The organism is Burkholderia aenigmatica (assembly GCF_048627025.1).
Lineage (GTDB): Bacteria > Pseudomonadota > Gammaproteobacteria > Burkholderiales > Burkholderiaceae > Burkholderia > Burkholderia aenigmatica.
Genome location: NZ_CP184468.1, coordinates 215797 through 234251, shown reverse-complemented (window position 1 = coordinate 234251; position 18455 = coordinate 215797). Strand labels below are relative to the sequence as shown.

The window sequence follows — 18455 nt, the reverse complement described above, 5'->3', positions numbered from 1 at the left end:
GTGGCGCTCACGCGGCGTGTGCCGCGCCCGCCTCATACGACGGCTTGCCGCCCGCGTGCACGGCGCGGCCCGCACCCGAACGCGGGCGCATCGGCCAGTACAGCAGGTCGGCGGCAATCTGCCGGTAGTCGCGCGCGGCAGCCGACGACGGGAACGCATCGACCACGGCCCGCGTCAGTTCGCGCGCATGCTCGACGAGCGGATCGGCGCTCACGCAGCCCGCGTCGGCGATCGACACGGTCAGGTAGCGGCTCGCGACGCCCGCGAGGTTGTCGAACGCGACCTTCGCGTCCGCATGGCTGCCGACGTGATTGGTCAGCACGCGGAACTGCGCGAACGCATGCGCGAAATGCAGCCGCTTCATGCACGCGTACGCCTCGGTGATCGCCTGCGCGGCGACCCGCGTGACGACCAGCACGTCGTGCGCTTCGCGCGCCAGCGCCGAGAACGCGCCGTCAGCGCCGAGCTGCGCGTCGACGAGGACGATGTCGGCCGGGCCGTCGATGAAATCGCTGAGCTGCGCGTCGGTATAGCCGGTGCGCGCGAGCCGCGCGGCGGCGCACAGGCCGAAGCCGGCCGCCACCCGCGTGCGCTCGCCGTCGCGCAGCCACGCGCCCGCCAGCGTCGCGCTGGCCGATTGCACGTCGGCGCGCTCGTCGACGACGAGCACGTCCTTGCCGAGCGACGCGAGCGCCGCCGCCAGGTTCACGACGGTGGACGTGCAGCCGACCCCCGCCGGCCCGCCCGTCACCGCGACGATGCGCGACGCGCGCCCGGCCAGCAGGCGCCGCAGCCCTTCGGCCTGATCGATGATTCGTTTATCCAAATCGCACCTCGTGCAGCTCGGCGGTGGAACGTGCGGTCAATGCGGAAAGCAGCGTCGGCATGTCCTCGTCTTGCGGCACGAAGGGCGAGCCGTCGCGCGGTACGCAGAACGCGCTCTTCAGCAGGAAGCGGGTCGATGCGACGTACAGGTTCTCCGGCACCTTCTGGCCGGTCGACACGTAGTGGACCGGCAGCTTGTAGCGGATCACGGTGTCGAGCACGCCGCCGAGGTGGGTCGCCTCGTCGAGCTTCGTCAGGATGCAGCCGGCCAGGTCCGGATGCTCGCCCGCGCTGCGGTACGCCTGCACGACTTCGTTGAGCGTGTCGCCATGGCTCGTCGCGTTGAGCAGCAGCAGGCGCTGCACCGGGGCGTTCGCGCCGTGCAGCATCGCGATCTGGTCGGAAACCGCGCGGTCGCGCTGGCTCATGCCGATCGTGTCGATCAGCACGATGTGCTTGTTGCGCAGCTCGGACAGCGCGAGCGCGAGGTCGCCGGCATCCTTCACCGCGTGCACCGGCACGCCGAGGATCTTGCCGAAGATGCGCAGCTGCTCGTGGCCGCCGATCCGGTAGCTGTCGGTGGTCAGCAGCGCGACCTTGCTCGCGCCGAAGCGCATCACGCAGCGCGCGGCCAGCTTCGCGGTGGTGGTGGTCTTGCCGACGCCCGTCGGCCCCATCAGCGCAAACACGCCGCCGCGCTCCATCAGCGCGTCCTCGCTGTCGAGCACCGGCAGGTTCGCCGCGAGCACCGACTGCGCCCATTCGGCGGCCTGTTCGAAGGTCTGCGCGTCGTCGCCGGCCGGCAGGTTGTCGACCAGCATCCGCACGAGCTGCGCGGAGAAACCAGCCGCGAACAGGTGCTTCGTCAGCGCGCCATGCACGGCGCTGCGACGCTGGCGGTCGTGCCACATCAGGCTGTCGAACTGCTCTTCCATCATCCCGCGCAGTTCGCCGAGCTCCTGCATCACCGTATCGTTGACGATCCGCTCGATGCGCGACTTCACCGCATCGGCCACCACGGCGGCCGCGTCGGCGGACAGGCGCGTGCGCTCGGCCGCCTTCGCGGCATGCGCCGCGCTCGTGTTCGTATCGGGCGCGCGGGGGGCGGGGGCCGGCATCCGGCGTTCGGCGTCGCGCACGATGTCGCGTGCCCATTCAGGCGGCGTCGCGCTCGCGGCGGCCTGCGGGGCAGGCGCGCTCGCTTGCGGCGCGGCGGGCGTCGCCTGCGCACGCGCCATCAGCGCGTCGCGCTGCTGCGTCAGGCGCTTCGCGTGCTCGACCAGCCACGGCGCGGGTTCGGAAGCCGCGGCCGGCGCGCTGGAAACGGGGGCGGCGGAAGACGGTGTGGCCGCCGCCGGCGTACCGGCCTGCGGGTCGCCACCCGACACGTCCACATCGATCGCCGAAGCTTGTGCGGCTGCCGCCTCGTCCGCATCGGCGCTGGCGCCGAACACCGACGAGAACACGTCCGGCAGCCCGCCTTCGCCCGCTGCATACGGATTGACGGCCGGGCGGGCCAGCGCCGCGCCCGGGCGCGACACGATGCCCGGCACCGCGGCGGCCGGCACGGATTCCAGCGCGCGCGAGGTGGCAAGGCGCGGCCGCGCCGCGGCCGGCGGCGTCACCGCGGCCAGGTCCGAATCGGCGAGTGCCACGATTTCGACGCTGCCGTCATCGAGCGTGCGGTTCGACAGCACGACCGCGTCGGCGCCGAGTGCCTCGCGCACGAGACGAAGGGCGTCGCGGCTCGTTGCGCCGGTGAATTTGCGAATGTTCAAGCGGAACCCCCGATGACGTTAACGACTTTGATCGTGCGTGTGTCCGGCACTTCGGCATACGACAGCACTTTCAATTGCGGCAGGCTGCGGCGCAGGAAGCGCGCGAGCATCGCGCGCAGCGCGTGCTGCACGAGCAGCACGGGCGGCAGCCCGAGATTCTGTTGACGCAGCATCGCCTGTTGCGTGCCGGTCAGAAGGTTGTGCGCGAGGCCGGGCTCGAGGCCCGGGTTCGCGCCGGTGGCGAGCGCCTGCGACAGCACGCGCTCGAGATTCGAATCGAGGCCCATCACCTGCATCTCGCCCGCGCCCGGATACCACTGCTGCGTGATCGCGCGGCCGAGCGCGAGCCGCACCGCGGCCGTGATCTCGAACGCGTCGCCGCGGCCTGCGTGTTCGGACACGGCCTCGAGGATCGTGCGCATGTCGCGGATCGGCACGCCTTCCTCGAGCAGGTTCTGCAGCACTTTCTGCAGCGTCGTCAGCGAGATCGTCTTCGGCACGAGGTCCTCGACGAGCGACGGCGCGTCCTTGCCGGTGCGCTCGACGAGCGCCTGCACTTCCTGGCGGCCGAGCAGCTCGGCCGCGTGCTGGACGACCAGATGGTTCAGGTGCGTCGCGACGACCGTGCTCGCGTCGACCACCGTGTAGCCGTACACCTGCGCCTGTTCGCGCATCGCGACGTCGATCCACACGGCCGGCAGCCCGAACGCGGGATCCTGCGTGACGGCGCCCGGCAGCGCGGCCGTCACCTGGCCGGGGTTGATCGCGAGCCACTGGCCCGGGAACACTTCGCCGACGCCGATCTCGACGCCTTTCAGCGCGATCCGGTACGCGTTCGGCCGCAGTTCGAGGTTGTCGCGAATATGGATCACCGGCGGCAGGAAGCCGATTTCCTGCGCGAATTTCTTGCGGATGCTCTTGATGCGCTTGAGCAGCTCGCCGTCGCTGTTCTTGTCGACGAGCGGAATCAGCCGGTAGCCGACTTCCAGCCCGAGCGGATCGATCAGCTGCACGTCGTCCCAGGTCGCCTCGTGGCTGTCCGACGGCAGCACGGCGGGCGGCGCGATGTCGGTCACGTCGCCGGCCGCCTTGCGGGCCGCCGCGCGCTTGGTCTGCGTGCGGGCCAGCCAGATTGCGCCGCCGCCGAGCGCGAGGAACGCGAAGTGCGGCATGCCGGGGATCAGCCCCATCAGCACGATGATCGCGCCCGTGATGGTCAGCACGCGCGGGTTCGTGAACAGCTGGCCGGTGATCTGCGTGCCGATGTCCTCGTCGGTCGCGACGCGCGACACGATCACGCCGGCCGCGGTCGAGATCACGAGCGACGGGATCTGCGCGACGAGGCCGTCGCCGATCGTCAGCAGCGTGTAGTTCGTGCCGGCCGCGGCGAACGTCATGTCGTGCTGGACCATCCCGACGATCAGCCCGCCGATCACGTTGATCGCCATGATGATCAGGCCGGCGATCGCGTCGCCGCGCACGAACTTCGACGCGCCGTCCATCGACCCGTAGAACTCGGCTTCCTGCGACACGGCCTGGCGGCGCTTGCGTGCCTGCTCTTCGTTGATGAGGCCCGCGTTCAGGTCGGCGTCGATCGCCATCTGCTTGCCGGGCATCGCGTCGAGCGTGAAGCGCGCGGACACTTCGGCGATCCGTCCCGCGCCCTTCGTGATCACCATGAAGTTGATGATCATCAGGATCACGAACACGACGATACCGACCGCGAAGTTGCCGCCCACGAGGAAGTGGCCGAACGCCTCGATCACCTGGCCGGCCGCGTCGGGCCCCGTGTGGCCTTCGAGCAGCACGACGCGGGTCGACGCGACGTTCAGCGACAGGCGCAGCAGCGTCGAGAACAGCAGCACGCTCGGGAACGCCGCGAAGTCGAGCGGCTTCATCGTGTACATGCTGACGAGCAGCACCATCACGGACAGCGCGATGTTGAACGTGAACAGCAGATCCAGCAGCATCGGCGGCAGCGGCAGGATCATCATCCCCAAGATCATGCAGATGAGGATCGGGCCCGCGAGCGCGCGCAGGTTGGTCCCCGCGAGCAGGTTCGGGCGCTTCGCGAACAGGCCGGTCGGGGTGCTCATGCTGCCTCCCGCCGGGCCGCCCCAAGGGAGGCAGCCGCCCCCTCGGGGGGCAGCGAACGAATGTGAGCGTGGGGGCTGATCATGCAGTACCTGCCTTACCGAGGCTGTCTTCCTGCTCGTCGCGCTCGTCGTCGGCGGACACCGACGTACCCTTGTCGAGGTCGGCCGGCACGTCCAGATCGACCGGCACCGCCGGGAACGCACCGCCTTCCGAACGGAAGCGCTTGAGCTGGTAGACCCACGCGAGCACTTCGGCAACGGCCGAGTACAGCGAGCCGGGAATCTCGCGCTCGAGTTCGACGTTGTGATACAGCGCACGCGCGAGCGGCGGCGCTTCGAGCAGCGGCACGTTGTGTTCGGCCGCGAGTTCGCGGATGCGCGCGGCGACGAGGTTCACGCCCTTCGCGACGACCTTCGGCGCGCGCATCTCGCCGTCCGTGTATTGCAGCGCGACGGCGAAGTGCGTCGGGTTCGTGACGACCACGTCGGCCTTCGGCACGGCCGCCATCATCCGGCGGCGCGCGATCGCGCGCTGCTGCTGGCGGATCCGCCCCTTCACGTGCGGATCGCCTTCGTTCTCGCGATGCTCGCGCTTCACTTCTTCCTTCGTCATGCGCAACTTCTTGTTGTACTGCCAGAGTTGGTAAGGCACATCGAGCGCGGCGACCACCAGCATCCCGGCGACCGTCGTGCCGCAGCACACGGCGACCAGGTGCAGCGCATCGGGCAGCGCCACGCCCAGCGGCTGGGTCGCGAGGGCGAGCAGCTCGTCCTTGCTGCGCCAGATCGCGATGCCGCCGATCCCGCCGACGACCAGCGTCTTCGCGAGCGACATCCCGAGCTGGATCGGCCCCTGAATCGAGAAGATCCGGCCGAGGCCCGAAATCGGGTTCAGCCGGTCGAATTTCAGCTCGAACGTCTTTTGCGAAATCAGCCAGCCGCCGAGCGCCATCGGCGCGAGCAGCGCGGCAAGGCCGGTGAGCGCGAGGAGCGGCAGCAGCGCGGCGAAGCCTTCGAGGCTCGCGCTGCCGGCCGCCGACAGCATCCGGTTCGTGTCGAACGCGGTCGCACGATCGAACGTGAACGCGCCGCGCAGCATCGCCTGCAGATGCCCGCCCGACGGGCCCGCGAGCAGCCACGCGCCGTAGAACCCGGCCGCGAGCAGCGCGAACGAAGCCAGCTCGCGCGAACGCGCGACCTGCCCCTCCTCGCGCGCCTTCTCGCGGCGCCTGGGAGTGGCGGCTTCGGTCTTGTCGAGATCGCTCTCGTCTGCCACGTGGCCTCCAGTCGGGTACGGCGGAATGCCGCTTTCCAGTGACACCGATTATTCATGGAGGCGTCAAACGCCGATCGGTCGAGCAAAGCCGGGAAAGGGGGGTATTTCGAAGAATCGGTCGAGCCGGTGCGAACGGGGCTCGACAGGGGGACGGAACGGTGTGTGGCGCGGCGGAAAAACGTGCCGGCCGGTGCGCAAGCGCCTGACGCGCCGCACCCCGGCACGATCGCCCTGCACCATGCGTGGAACGGGTCGACGCAACCCTGCGCGCGCAGGATTTCCCCGCCAGCTTCGTGTTCCGCTGCGCCGACGCGCGCGGCGAACCGGCGGAACGCACCCGCGCGGCCTGGTGCGTGCCGGTCGTCGAGATCGAATCGGTGTCGGTCGATGGCGCCGGGCACCCGGCCGCGCCGGCCGATGCCGTCCGGATCGACAGCACCGCGTACGGGCCCGGCCACCGCTTCCTCGACCATACGCGCGCGATGCGCAACGGCCGGCCACCGGTCTAGCGCCCGTTCGCGCCGGTCACGGGCCCGCGCCCTGGCCCGCCGCGGCTCGCTGCAGCGCGCCGAGATCGAGCTTCTTCATCGTCATCACCTGCGCCATCACGCGCTCCGCGCGCGCCGGATCGCCCATCATCAGTTCGGCCATCTGCACCGGCACGACCTGCCACGACACGCCGAACCGGTCGCGCAGCCAGCCGCACTGCTGCGCGCGCTCGTCGCCGCCTTCGGACAGGCGCGCCCAGTAGCGGTCGATTTCGGCCTGGTCCCGGCAGTTGACGACGAACGACACGGCCGGCGTGATCTGGAACACCGGGCCGCCATTCAGCGCGACGAACGCCAGCCCGTCGAGTTCGAACACGACGGTCATCACCGCGCCCTCCGCGCTGCCGGATACGTGTGCGCCGGCCTTGCCGTAGCGCGCGACGTGCACGATGCGCGCGTTGTCGAACACCGACACGTAGAAACCGGCGGCCGCCTCGGCGTCGCGGTCGAACCACAGGAACGACGTGATGCGTTGTATGCGCGGGTTCATGGCGCTGCCTCCTCGATATCGTGCCGGACGAGTGCCGGTATTACATCGTAGGCGCTGGACCCGCGCGCGATGGCGATCCGGTCCGACCCGTCGTGCCGCGCACGGCCGCTGGATAAAAAAAGGGGGCGATCGCTCGCCCCCTTCTTCGGTGTCCGGCCGTGCCGCGTCAGAACGCGACGAAAGGCTGCGCACCGCCGCTCGCCGTCTTGTCCATCCCGAAGTAGATCGTCCGGTTGTAGAAGTACGGCATGCCGATGTCGAGCCAGCTGGACGAACCGAACGGGCCCGCGATGTCGTTGAACGCGAACGTCGACGAGTTCGAGAACAGCGCATCCGCGTTCGCGACGGACATCGCCACGGTGGCGCCCACGCCGTTCTGGCCGCTCAGCGTCGCCGAGTAGCTGGCCGGCGGCGATGCCGGGCAGTAGAACTGCGTATTCTTCGAGCAGGCCGTCTGCCCCGCATCGTTGAAGAAATACGCGTTCGAACCCGTGTCGAAGAACGCGGTCACGTTGCGCCCGAGGAACGTCGCGCTGACGTCGCCCGTCGTGGTCGACGTCATCACGGTCTTCCCGGTCAGGTCGGGCAGGCCGAACGTCAGCGTCCCGGTTGCGCTGGCCTGCCCGCTATCCGAGATGCTCGGCATCGTCACGCTCACCCCGCTGCTGTCGGCGAAACGATGCACCGGGTTGGCCACCTGCTGCGCCACCGGCACGAGCGCGACCGTGCAGTTCGCGTTGTCGCCGTTCGGGCACGCGTAGTAGTTGTTGCTCGTCGACGTCGACGTCGCGCAGGTCGTGCCGCAGTCGACCGGCGCCGGCCCGATGCCGAGGATCCCGTTCGCGCCGAGCGCGCTCGCCGTATTGGCCGACGCGCCGCCGTTCGTGCACGAGTTCGGCACGTTCGTCGTGCCGAGGTCGCCGATGATCTGCACGGGCAGCGAGCTCGCCTGCTCGGAACCGATCGACAGGTCGACCGTGCGCACCGAACCCCACGTATAGCTCGACACGAACTTGCCGCACTCGGCGACCGGCGCGCCGCCGCTCGTCACCTGCGGGAAGCTGCCGAGCACGCCCGACACCGCGCTGCCGACGAGCCGCAGCCCGTAGGACGCGGTATCGACCAGCACGTTGTTGACCACCTGGCAGTTCGACGTGCCCGGCGCGCAGACCTTCACGCTGATGGTCGGGATGTTGATCACGTTCGCGACGCCCGAGTTGACGGTGATGACCGCCTTGTTCCCGGAATTGCCGTCCGAGCCGCCCGAACCGTTGTTGCCGTTGTTGCCCGAGTTGCCGCCGCCACCGTCGCCGCCGCCGCATGCCGTCACGAGTACGGCCGTTGCCGCCGCGAGGCCCAGCACGCCGAGCCAGCGCTTGAATGTACGAGGAATGCTCAAGATCGCTCTCCCGCTGTCACTGGATATCGGTGCCGGCCAGGCCGGCAGGCAGCGCCGTCGGCAGCCACGCCTGGCCCGAGAAGGCGCCCATGTGGCCGCCCGTCCGGATCACGAGGCCGCTCGTGTCGACGGACACGGGCGCGCGCCAGCCGCGCGCCTGGTGCGCCGCCTGGACGCCAGCGGTGTACTGCGGGAAATAGCTGCCGAGCAGCGACGCGAGATCCGGCATCGTCGGCCCTCGCCACGCGAGGCCGAACACGCTGCCGGCGGCCGACGTGTATTCGTGGATGACGGTGCCCGATCCGAGCGTGATCTCGCGGACGGTATAGGCGGCCGTGCTCGTCGTCTGCACGCCGTCTGCCGGACGCATCGCGCGCTGCAACGCGCGCACGGTCGCGGCCTGATCGTCCGCCGGCGGCGACATCGGCGCGCCGCCCAGTTCCGCGTGTGCGTGGACGCTCCACAGCACACCCATTGCAGCCGCCGCGTGCGCGACGGCCCAGCCCAAGCGTTTCAGCTTCACGTTCCCCCCCAAGGGACTGGCTTCGTTGCCGGCGGTGCGGCCATCGGGCCCGCGCCGCCTCCCAACATATGAAATCGTACGGATGACGCTACGTTGCTGCTGACGCGTAGTATGCCTGCTGAGTGTGTCGAAGTGTCAATTTGACACAGGACCGCCAGGGCGCACACGTGCGGCGGATGGGGGGAAACGATAAGGTCGCGCGGTGACGCGTGCATCGGGCGCCCGCGCGAAACATGGCGCGCCGATGCATGCGGCAGGGTCAGAAGCCCAGGCTGGCGAGCAGGTCGTCGACCTGTTCCTGGTCCTGGACCACGTCGGATTTGCCTTCCGGCGCGATCTGCGGGCCGTTCAGCAGCGACTCGGGGCTGCCGGTCGGGCTCATCTGTTCGGCCGCGAGCGCGGCCGCGGTGGCCGCGAACTGCTCGCGCCGCTCGGGCGCGATGTTCTCGACGAGCACGGTGAGGAGCTGCTGCTCGATCAGGTAGACCATGTCCATGATCTTCTTGATCACCTGCCCGGTCAGGTCCTGGAAATCCTGCGCGAGCATGATCTCGAGCAGTTGCGCGCTGGTCGCCGACGTCGATTCCGGCAGCGTGCGCAGGAACGTGCGCGTATCGTCCATCAGCTCGCGCACTTCCGCGTGCTCGATCGGCGCCGCGTACCACTGCGCCCAGCGCGCGTCGAGTGCCTCGGCCTCGTTCTGGATGCGCTCCTGCATCGGCTTCGCGACCTCGATCGCATTCAGCACACGCACGGCAGCCTGCTCGGTCATCGTCGCGACGTAGCGCAGCCGGTCGCGGGCATCGGGCACGGCTTCCGCCGCACGCTCGACATGCTTGTCGAGCCCGAGCTCGCGCATCGAGTCGCGCAGCGTGCGCGTGACGTGGCCGATGCGCGCGAGGATGCGGTCGCTCGCGAAATCGGCGCCTTCGGCCTGGCCGTCGGCGCTGAACCCGGCGCCGGTCAGTGCGGCATGGATCGGCTCGTTCACGTCAGCTCCCGGCCTTCGCCATCTTGTCGATGATCTTGTTCAGCTTCTCGTCGAGCGTCGCGGCCGTAAACGGTTTCACGACGTAACCGCTCGCGCCGGCCTGCGCCGCCGCGATGATGTTCTCCTTCTTCGGCTCGGCCGTGACCATCAGCACCGGCAGGTGCGTGAGCGTCGCGTCCGCGCGGATTTCCTTCAGCATCGCGAGGCCGTCGAGGTTCGGCATGTTCCAGTCCGAGATCACGAAGTCGTAGCCGCCGCCGCGCAGTCGCGCCAGACCGGCGAGGCCGTCCTCGGCCTCGTCGACGTTCGAGTAGCCCAGTTCCTTGAGCAGGTTGCGGACGATCCGGCGCATCGTCGGGAAATCGTCCACCACCAGGATTTTCATGCTCTTGTCCATCGTCGTTCCTTTCCAGATTCGTTTCCGTCGGGACGCGTATCGTGGCACGCGCCCCGTGACATTCCATTCAAACGCGCTGCACGCGGTCGCCCATCGTCGCCAGGCGCGCCATCACGCGACGGCTCATCTCGGCGAGCGGCACGATCTCGTCCGCGCCGCCGAGCGCGATCGCCTCGCGCGGCATCCCGAACACGATGCAGCTTGCTTCATCCTGCGCGAACGTGTGAGCGCCCGCGCGTTTCATTTCCAGCAGGCCGGCCGCGCCGTCGCGGCCCATCCCGGTCAGGATCACCCCGATCGCGTTCTTGCCCGCGTGGGTCGCCGCCGAGCGGAACAGCACGTCGACCGACGGGCGGTGCCGGTTCACCGGCGGCTCTTCCGACAGTTGCGCAATATAGTTCGCCCCGCTTCTCGCGAGCAACAGGTGCGCATGGCCCGGCGCGATATACGCATGGCCCGGCAGCACGCGCTCGCCGTGCTCGGCTTCCTTCACCGCGATCCGGCACAGGCCGTTCAGCCGCTGCGCGAACGATTTCGTGAAACCCGGCGGCATGTGCTGCGCGATCAGCACGGCCGGTGCATCCGGCGGCAGCGGCGTCAGCACTTCGCGGATCGCCTCGGTGCCGCCCGTCGATGCGCCGATGATGATCAGCTTCTCGGTACTGACGAGCGGGTTGTTGATCATCGGCGCGGCCGGCTGGCCCGCCGCCGCTCGTGCGACGGCCTGCGGCTGCGGCGCCTGGCGCACGCGCGCGCGCGACGCCGCGCGGATCTTGTCGGCGAGCTTTTCCGCGTAGTCGAGCATCCCGTCGCGGATCCCGACGCGCGGCTTCGTGACGAAATCGACCGCGCCGAGTTCGAGCGCGCGCAGCGTGATCTCCGAGCCGCGCTCGGTCAGCGACGACACCATCACGACCGGCATCGGCCGCAGGCGCATCAGCTTCTCGAGGAAGTCGAGCCCGTCCATGCGCGGCATTTCGACGTCGAGCGTGAGCACGTCGGGGTTGTGCTGCTTGATGAGCTCGCGCGCGACGAGCGGATCGGGCGCGGTCGCGCACACCGTCATGTCGGGCTGGCTGTTGATGATCTCCGTCATCAGGCTGCGGATCAGCGCCGAATCGTCGACGCACAATACTTTGATCTTCTGCACTGCGGTCATGCCTCCTGCTTTCTTGATAGATTCGCCGCCCGCACACCGCCGGCCGGCGCCGCGCCGCGCGCGCCGAACAGCTCGATGCGCGGCCGCGCCGGCTGCGGCGGGGCCGGACGCTTCGCCGCGAACAGCTCGACCTGCGGACGCGGCCGTGCGGTGCGGGCGCGATCGGCCTCGCGGGCGAGCGCGGCTTCGCGCTCGGTGACGCCCGGCACCTGCAGCCGCAGCTTCTTCACCATCGCGCGCCCGCTGTTCGGCATGAACGCGACCTTGCGCGGGTGCACGCCCTGCAGGTCTTCCGCCGTGATGCGGATGCGTTCGAGCGCCAGGTAGCGGCGCACGAAATCCGCGTTGCGGTCGCCGATGTTGATGGTCGTCATCCCGGCCAGCACGGCCGCGCCGCCGAACACCTTCGCTTCGAAGCGTTCGCGGCGCCCGCCGGCCTTGATCAGCTCGTTGATCAGCACTTCCATCGCATACGCGCCGTAGCGCATCGATTCCGACGCGGCCGCGCCCGGATCGGCGCCGTCGTCCGGCAGCATGAAGTGGTTCATTCCGCCGATGCCCGCATACGGATCGTGCAGGCACGCGGCGACGCACGAACCGAGCACGGTCATCAGCACCATGTCCTCGGACGTCGTGAAGAACTCGTTCGGCAGCAGCTTCACGCCGGGACGGCCGAAGTGGTTGTCGAAATAGCGATTGGTGGCGATCGGCAGCGCGCTCATCCACGCTCTCCCAGGGCGGCGACGGCGCCCGCAGCCCGTGCGCGCACCGGCGACGCGATCGCAGGCGCCTGCGCGCCACGCGGCCGTGCGCCCTGCGCGGCGTCGCGGGTCAGTTCGTACACCGTCTGCCCGCGCAGCCGGAACGCCTGCGTGACATACGTGAAGTTTTCCGAATGGCCGGCGAACAGCAGCCCGCCCGGCTTCACGAGCGGCTCGAAGCGCGACAGCACCTGCCCCTGCGTCGGCTTGTCGAAATAGATCATCACGTTGCGGCAGAAGATCGCGTCGAACGGCTTCGCGATCCCGTAGTCCGCATCGGTCAGGTTCAGCTGCTCGAAGCGGATCATCGCGCGCAGCTCGGGGCGCACCTTCACGCGGCCGGCCTGCGGGCCCGTGCCCTTCAGGAAGAAGCGCTTCAGCCGCTCCGGCGCCAGGTGCTTGACCTGGTCGTACGTGTAGATGCCGGCTTCCGCCTTCGCGAGCACCTGCGTGTCGAGGTCGGTCGCGAGGATCGACGCGCCGCGCGCGGCCGATTCGCCGAGCGCCTCGATCAGCGTGATCGCGATCGAGTAAGGCTCCTCGCCGGTCGACGCCGCCGAGCACCAGACCGATACCGGCGCCGGCCGCCCCTTCACGAAGTCCGACAGGATCGGGAAATGGTGCGACTCGCGGAAGAACGCGGTCAGGTTCGTCGTCAGCGCATTGGTGAACGCTTCCCACTCGAGCGGATCGTCTTCCTGCTCGAGCAGGTCGAGGTAGTCGCGGAACGTGTCGAGGCCTCGCGCCCGCAAGCGGCGCGCGAGGCGGCTGTACGCCATGTCGCGCTTGTGCTCGGACAGCGAGATCCCCGCGCGTTGATGGATCAGCGCGCGAATGCGGGCGAAATCCGCGCTCGTGAACGCGAAGTCGCGCCCCGGCTCGCCCGCGCGAGGCGAGGCATCCGGTGCATCGGGTCGAAACGGCGCGCGCGCGTGCGGCATGGTTTAGAAGGTCTCCCAGTCGTCGTCGGACGTGCCGGCCGTGGCCGCCGCCGGCTTCTCGCCGTTCAGCGCCGGGCGCACGAGCGCGGGCTTCGCGGCCGGCTTGTCGGCCGGTGCGGCGGTTTTCGCGAGGCGCGGCCCGTAGCCGCCCGCAGCCGTGCCACGGGAAGCCGGTGCGTCCTTCTGCGCGTGCGCGCCGGCATCGGCCGCGCGCTTCGGTTCGCGGCTCGCGCCCGACCCGGCCGCAGCGGCGGCACGCGGCGCCGGCGCAGCGCGCCGTGCCGGTTGTGCGGCGGCCTGCGGGGCCGGCAGCGCGGCGACCGGCGCCGCGTCGAAACGCGGCTCCGACGGCAGTGCCGGCACGGCCGCCGGCGCATGCGCGACCGGCCGCGCCACACCGCGCGACGGCGCGAGCACGATGCCGCCCGCCACGTGCCAGCCCGACACGATCGCCTTCATCTGGCGCGTCTGCTCCTCGAGCGACGCAGCCGCGGCCGCGGCCTGCTCGACGAGCGCCGCGTTCTGCTGCGTGACCGAATCCATCTGGCCGACCGCGCGGTTGACCTGCTCGATGCCGGTCGACTGCTCGTCCGACGCGGCGCTGATCTCGCCCATGATGTCGGTCACGCGGCGCACGGCCTGCACGATCTCGTCCATCGTCGAGCCGGCGCGCGACACGAGCGCCGACCCGCTTTCGACCTTCTCGACCGAATCGCCGATCAGCTGCTTGATTTCCTTCGCGGCGCTCGCGCTGCGCTGCGCGAGCGAGCGCACCTCGCCTGCGACCACCGCGAAGCCGCGGCCCTGTTCGCCCGCACGGGCGGCTTCGACTGCCGCGTTCAGCGCGAGGATGTTGGTCTGGAACGCGATGCCTTCGATCGTGCCAATGATGTCGACGACCTTGCCCGAGCTCCCCGCGATGTCCTGCATCGTCGCCACGACCTGGCCGACCACGTCGCCGCCCTGCGTCGCGATGTCCGACGCGTTGACCGCGAGCTGGCTGGCCTGCCGCGCGTTCTCCGCGTTCTGGCGCACGGTGCCCGTCAGCTGCTCCATGCTCGACGCGGTTTCCTGCAGCGACGCGGCCTGCTCCTCGGTACGCTGCGACAGGTCGATGTTGCCGGTCGCGATCTCGCGCGCGCCGACGTCGATCGATTCGGTGCCGCGATGCACGGCCTGCACCATCGTCGTGACGGCGTCCTGCATCCGCTTGATGCCGCCGAACAGGCGGCCGATCTCGTTCGTGCTGAACACGTTCACCGGCTGCGTGAGGTCGCCGCCGGCGATGCGCTCGAAGTGCGCGATCGCGTCCTCGAGCGGCTTCACGATCAGCCCGCGCAGCGCGAAACGAATCGCGACTACGACGACGAACGCGATCGCGATGCCGGCCGCGATCAGCCCGATCATCAGCGAGATCTGCGATTGCGTCGTGGCCTGGCGATCTTCCGCGCGCTTCTGCAGCGACGCGATCACGGCCGACGCAGCCTGGTCGTACGCGACGAACATCGGACTGATCTTGGTGTCGGCGACCGCGTGGTACGCGGCCATGTCGCCCGCGCGCGCGGCCGCGAACTCGGGCTCGACGCCTTCCTTCACGATCGTCGTGTAGCGGGTGGTCAGGTCGTCGACGAGCGCCTGCTCGATGCCGAGCTTCGGCGTCGACTGGAACGCCTGCCAGTTCTGGTTCGACTTCGCATACAGCTCCTGCGCGCGGTCGAGCACCTTGGCCGCTTCGGCCGTGTTGCCGCCTTCCGTCAGCGAACGGAAGCGGTCGAGCGACACGCGCGCGCGCAGCAGGTACGACGACGTGTCGTCGAGCGTATGGAGTGCCGGCAGGTCGACGTGCGCGATCTCGTCGAGCGAGCGGCTCGCATGATTCAGCGCGACCAGGCCGAGCCCGCCAACGGCTGCGGCCAGCACCGCGAGGATGAGTCCGACCGCCGTGAGCGTCGTGCGGATCGACCAGTTATGCAACATTGCAGATTCTCCCGAAATTCCTGCGCGCGCGACGCGCTTACCCGCCGAGCGTCTCGATCAGCGCCATTTCACGGCTCGACATCAGCTTCTCGATGTCCATCAGGATCAGCATCCGGCCGTCGACCGTGCCGAGGCCCGTCAGGTACTCGGTCGTCAGCGTCGCGCCGAACTCCGGCGCCGGCATGATCTGGTCGGTCTGCAGCGTCAGCACGTCCGACACGCCGTCCACCACCATCCCGACCACGCGATGCGCGACGTTCAGGATGATCACGACGGTCTGGTGGTCGTACTCGACGCGGCCGAGATGGAACTTGATCCGCATGTCGACGATCGGCACGATGATCCCGCGCAGGTTGATCACGCCCTTGATGAATTCCGGCGCGTTCGCGATGCGCGTGACGCTGTCGTAGCCGCGGATTTCCTGCACTTTCAGGATGTCGATCCCGTATTCCTCGTCGCCGAGCGTGAACACGAGGAATTCCTGGCCCGTCGCGTCGCCTTGCTCCGCGTCGCGGCGGCTCGTTGCCGCGTTCGCCGCGGCCGGATTGATCATTTGGACTTCAGCAGCCACGTTTGCCCCCAATCGGTTGAATGGCGAGAGACATCAGAACATCGCGAGCTCGGCGCCGGCACGGGCGCCGTGCGTCGCACGGGTTTCGCGGTTCAGCGCCGCGACGTCGACGATCAGCGCGACGCTGCCGTCGCCGAGGATGGTCGCCGCCGAGATGCCGTGCACCTTGCGGTAGTTGGTTTCGAGGTTCTTCACGACCACCTGCTGCTGGCCGACCAGCTCGTCGATCAGCATCGCGAAGCGGCGCCCCTCGGTTTCCATGATCGTGACGATCCCTTGCGTCGGGTCGGTGCGCGCGTCCTCGACCGAGAACACCTCGTGCAGCGCGACGAGCGGCAGGTATTCGCCGCGCACGCGCACCACGCGCTCGCCGTTGCCGACCGTGTAGATGTCGTCGTTCGACGGCTGCAGCGACTCCATCACGAAGTTCAGCGGCAGGATGAAGATCTCGTTGCCGACCTTCACCGACATCCCGTCGAGGATCGCCAGCGTGAGCGGCAGCACGATCCGCGTGGTCGTGCCGCGGCCGGCCAGCGACGAGATCTCGACGTGACCGCCCATCGACTGGATGTTGCGCTTCACGACGTCCATCCCGACGCCGCGGCCCGACACGTCGGTCACCGTCTCGGCGGTCGAAAAGCCCGGCGCGAAGATCAGCTGCCAGACTTCGTCGTCGCTGATGGTGTCGGACACCTGCATGCCCTGTTTCGCGGCTTTCGCGAGGATCCGCTCGCGGTTCAGGCCCGCGCCGTCGTCGCTCACCTCGATCACGATGTTGCCGCCGTGATGCGCGGCCGACAGCACCAGCTGGCCGACCGCGTCCTTGCCGGCGGCGACCCGCTTGTCGACGGTCTCGATCCCGTGGTCGAGGCTGTTGCGCACGAGGTGGGTGAGCGGATCGATGATCCGTTCGATCAGGCTCTTGTCGAGCTCGGTCGCCTGGCCGAACGTCACCAGTTCGACCTGCTTGCCGAGCTTGCCGGCGAGGTCGCGCACCAGCCGCGGGAAGCGGCTGAACACGTAGTCCATCGGCATCATGCGGATCGACATCACGGCTTCCTGCAGGTCGCGCGCGTTGCGCTCGAGCTGCGCCATTCCGTTGAACAGGCGGTCGTGCAGCGCCGGATCGAATGCGCTCGCGGTTTCCGCGAGCATCGCCTGCGTGATCACGAGCTCGCCGACCAGGTTGATCAGCTGGTCGACCTTCTCGACGCCGACGCGGATCGAGCTGCCTTCGGCGCCCGCTGCGGCCGCGGCGGCCGGGCGTGCGCGCTTGTCGTCGTGATGCGCGGCGGCCTGCGGTGCGTGGTCGGCGTGCGCGTGCTGGGACGGCTGCTGCGCTTGCTCGGCGGCAGCGGCGGCCGGCTCGGCGGGCGCTGCCGCCGCTGCCGCCGCTGCCGATGCGGCCGGTTGCGGTGCCGCGGCCTGCGGCGCGAATACCTCGACGCGCGCCGGTTGCGCGGCGGCGGCCGGTTCTGCCGCCGGCGCCGCGGCTTCCTGCGCGGCAGCCGGCGCGGCCGGCGCCGTGCCGTGCCCGACGCGGATCTGGCTTTCGTCGATCACGAAGCAGCACACGGCGACGATGTCGTCGGACGGCACGTCCGATTCGACCCACAGCGTCAGGTCGGCGCCCGCTTCCTCGCGGCCCACGATCCGGCCGAGGTTGCCGAGTTCTTCGGTGAGCAGTTCGCGATCCTTCGCGTCGACGCCCACGAGCGTGATCTTCAGGTGCGGGCCGCCTTCGCCCGCGTCGGCCGCCGGGTGCGCGGCCGCGACGGCCTGCTCGATCACGTGGTCGGGCGCGCGATCGTCGCTGGCGGCCGGTTCCGCGGCCGGAGCAGCCGATGCAACGGCGGCAGCGACCGGCGCCGCCGGCACAGGCGCGGCGGCAACGGGCGCACCCGCGCTGCTCTCGGCCTTCAGCCGTTCGAGCTTCGCGCAGATCGTCGCGGCGGCGGCCGCGTCCGGTTCGGCGCTGGCGCGGTAGTCGACGAGCTGGTCGGACAGCACGTCCTTGGTTTCCAGGAACGCGTCGACCATTTCCTTGGTCAGCGTCAGCTCATGGTTGCGCGCGCGGTCGAGCAGCGATTCGAGGATGTGCGTCGTATCGGTCAGCGCGGAAAAGCCGAACGTCGCCGCGCCGCCCTTGATCGAATGCGCGGCGCGGAAGATCGCGGCCAGATCCTCGGGGTCGGGCGAACCGACGTCGAGGTTCAGCAGCAGCTGCTCCATCTGCGCGAGCAGCTCGTCCGCTTCGTCGAAAAATGTCTGGTAGAACTGAGTGATGTCGAGAGTCATGCCCGGTCCCGGGTTGAATGCGTCGCGTGAATGTCAGGAAGCGGCCGGCTCGGACAGCGTCGCGACCAGGTCGACCAGCACGGCGGGGTCGATCGGCTTCTCGATCCAGCCGGTCGCGCCCGCGTCGCGCGCGGCGTCCTTGAACGCGTCGCTGCCTTCCGTCGTCAGCACGAGGATCGGCGTGTTCACATACGCGCCCAGCACGCGCAGCGACGCGATCACCTCGAGCCCGCTCTTGCGCGGCATGTTCTGGTCGGTCAGCACCAGGTCGTACTGCCGGGCGACCGCCAGGTCGAAGCCGGCTTCGCCGTCCGGCGCCACCGTCACGTCGTAGCCGGCCTGCGCCAGCGTCGCCTGCAGCAGCGCACGCATGGTCGCGGAGTCGTCGATGGCGAGAATGGTTCGGATCATGTCTGTCTCGGAAT

The 18455-nt window shown here is 69.4% G+C and carries 17 protein-coding genes; 1 reads left to right on the top strand and 16 read right to left on the bottom strand.

Features of this window, described 5'->3' with window-relative positions; genetic code table 11:
• Positions 1–7: 7 nt before the first annotated feature.
• From ACN8ZM_RS01050 to flhB, 4 genes are all read right to left on the bottom strand, one after another.
• Positions 8–826, bottom strand: a complete 819-nt coding sequence (locus ACN8ZM_RS01050; protein WP_420210425.1) for an AAA family ATPase — start codon at positions 824–826, stop codon at positions 8–10.
• Positions 819–2603 carry a flagellar biosynthesis protein FlhF gene (flhF, locus tag ACN8ZM_RS01045; protein ID WP_420210424.1) on the bottom strand — a complete coding sequence of 595 codons (1785 nt, stop codon included), beginning with the start codon at positions 2601–2603 and terminating at the stop codon, positions 819–821. Before flhF ends, ACN8ZM_RS01050 begins: the two co-directional genes overlap by 8 nt.
• Positions 2600–4699 (bottom strand): flagellar biosynthesis protein FlhA, encoded by a 2100-nt coding sequence (gene flhA, locus ACN8ZM_RS01040; protein WP_043185067.1) that lies wholly within the window; start codon positions 4697–4699, stop codon positions 2600–2602. Before flhA ends, flhF begins: the two co-directional genes overlap by 4 nt.
• A gap of 79 nt (positions 4700–4778) precedes the next feature.
• Entirely contained in the window at positions 4779–5975 is a 1197-nt protein-coding gene (flhB, locus tag ACN8ZM_RS01035; protein ID WP_043185065.1) for a flagellar biosynthesis protein FlhB, read from the bottom strand.
• Positions 5976–6217: 242 nt separating this feature from the next.
• Here flhB and ACN8ZM_RS01030 point away from each other — a divergent pair, with 242 nt between their 5' ends.
• Positions 6218–6484, top strand: coding sequence for a hypothetical protein (locus tag ACN8ZM_RS01030; RefSeq protein WP_420210423.1), 267 nt, complete (start codon positions 6218–6220; stop codon positions 6482–6484).
• A gap of 16 nt (positions 6485–6500) precedes the next feature.
• Here the strand turns inward: ACN8ZM_RS01030 and ACN8ZM_RS01025 are convergent, their stop codons facing one another.
• The 12 genes from ACN8ZM_RS01025 to ACN8ZM_RS00970 form a co-directional block, all read right to left on the bottom strand.
• Positions 6501–7013, bottom strand: a complete 513-nt coding sequence (locus tag ACN8ZM_RS01025) for a VOC family protein (protein ID WP_420210422.1) — start codon at positions 7011–7013, stop codon at positions 6501–6503.
• Positions 7014–7179: 166 nt separating this feature from the next.
• Complete coding sequence (locus ACN8ZM_RS01020; protein ID WP_301770192.1) at positions 7180–8412, bottom strand: DUF3443 family protein; 1233 nt, start codon at positions 8410–8412, stop codon at positions 7180–7182.
• A gap of 16 nt (positions 8413–8428) precedes the next feature.
• Positions 8429–8935 carry a DUF2844 domain-containing protein gene (locus ACN8ZM_RS01015; protein WP_089449748.1) on the bottom strand — a complete coding sequence of 169 codons (507 nt, stop codon included), beginning with the start codon at positions 8933–8935 and terminating at the stop codon, positions 8429–8431.
• 259 nt (positions 8936–9194) lie between these two features.
• Positions 9195–9926: a protein phosphatase CheZ gene (gene cheZ, locus ACN8ZM_RS01010; protein WP_043185055.1), complete on the bottom strand. Its 732-nt coding sequence runs from the start codon at positions 9924–9926 to the stop codon at positions 9195–9197.
• A 1-nt stretch (position 9927) separates the two neighbouring features.
• On the bottom strand, positions 9928–10323 hold the full coding sequence (gene cheY / locus ACN8ZM_RS01005; protein ID WP_420210421.1) for a chemotaxis response regulator CheY: 396 nt from the start codon (positions 10321–10323) through the stop codon (positions 9928–9930).
• Between the two features lie 67 nt (positions 10324–10390).
• Positions 10391–11482 (bottom strand): protein-glutamate methylesterase/protein-glutamine glutaminase, encoded by a 1092-nt coding sequence (locus tag ACN8ZM_RS01000; protein ID WP_089449699.1) that lies wholly within the window; start codon positions 11480–11482, stop codon positions 10391–10393.
• Positions 11479–12204 (bottom strand): chemoreceptor glutamine deamidase CheD, encoded by a 726-nt coding sequence (cheD, locus tag ACN8ZM_RS00995; protein ID WP_420210420.1) that lies wholly within the window; start codon positions 12202–12204, stop codon positions 11479–11481. The genes ACN8ZM_RS01000 and cheD overlap by 4 nt, the downstream gene beginning before the upstream one ends.
• A complete protein-coding gene (locus ACN8ZM_RS00990) occupies positions 12201–13184 on the bottom strand; it encodes a CheR family methyltransferase (protein WP_420210419.1) in 984 nt (327 codons plus the stop codon). The genes cheD and ACN8ZM_RS00990 overlap by 4 nt, the downstream gene beginning before the upstream one ends.
• A 3-nt stretch (positions 13185–13187) precedes the next feature.
• On the bottom strand, positions 13188–15161 hold the full coding sequence (locus ACN8ZM_RS00985) for a methyl-accepting chemotaxis protein (protein WP_043185045.1): 1974 nt from the start codon (positions 15159–15161) through the stop codon (positions 13188–13190).
• Between the two features lie 37 nt (positions 15162–15198).
• Positions 15199–15714 carry a chemotaxis protein CheW gene (cheW, locus tag ACN8ZM_RS00980; protein ID WP_043185043.1) on the bottom strand — a complete coding sequence of 172 codons (516 nt, stop codon included), beginning with the start codon at positions 15712–15714 and terminating at the stop codon, positions 15199–15201.
• A 51-nt stretch (positions 15715–15765) separates the two neighbouring features.
• Positions 15766–18030: a chemotaxis protein CheA gene (cheA, locus tag ACN8ZM_RS00975; RefSeq protein ID WP_420210418.1), complete on the bottom strand. Its 2265-nt coding sequence runs from the start codon at positions 18028–18030 to the stop codon at positions 15766–15768.
• 33 nt (positions 18031–18063) lie between these two features.
• A complete protein-coding gene (locus tag ACN8ZM_RS00970; protein ID WP_043185040.1) occupies positions 18064–18441 on the bottom strand; it encodes a response regulator in 378 nt (125 codons plus the stop codon).
• Positions 18442–18455: the final 14 nt, after the last annotated feature.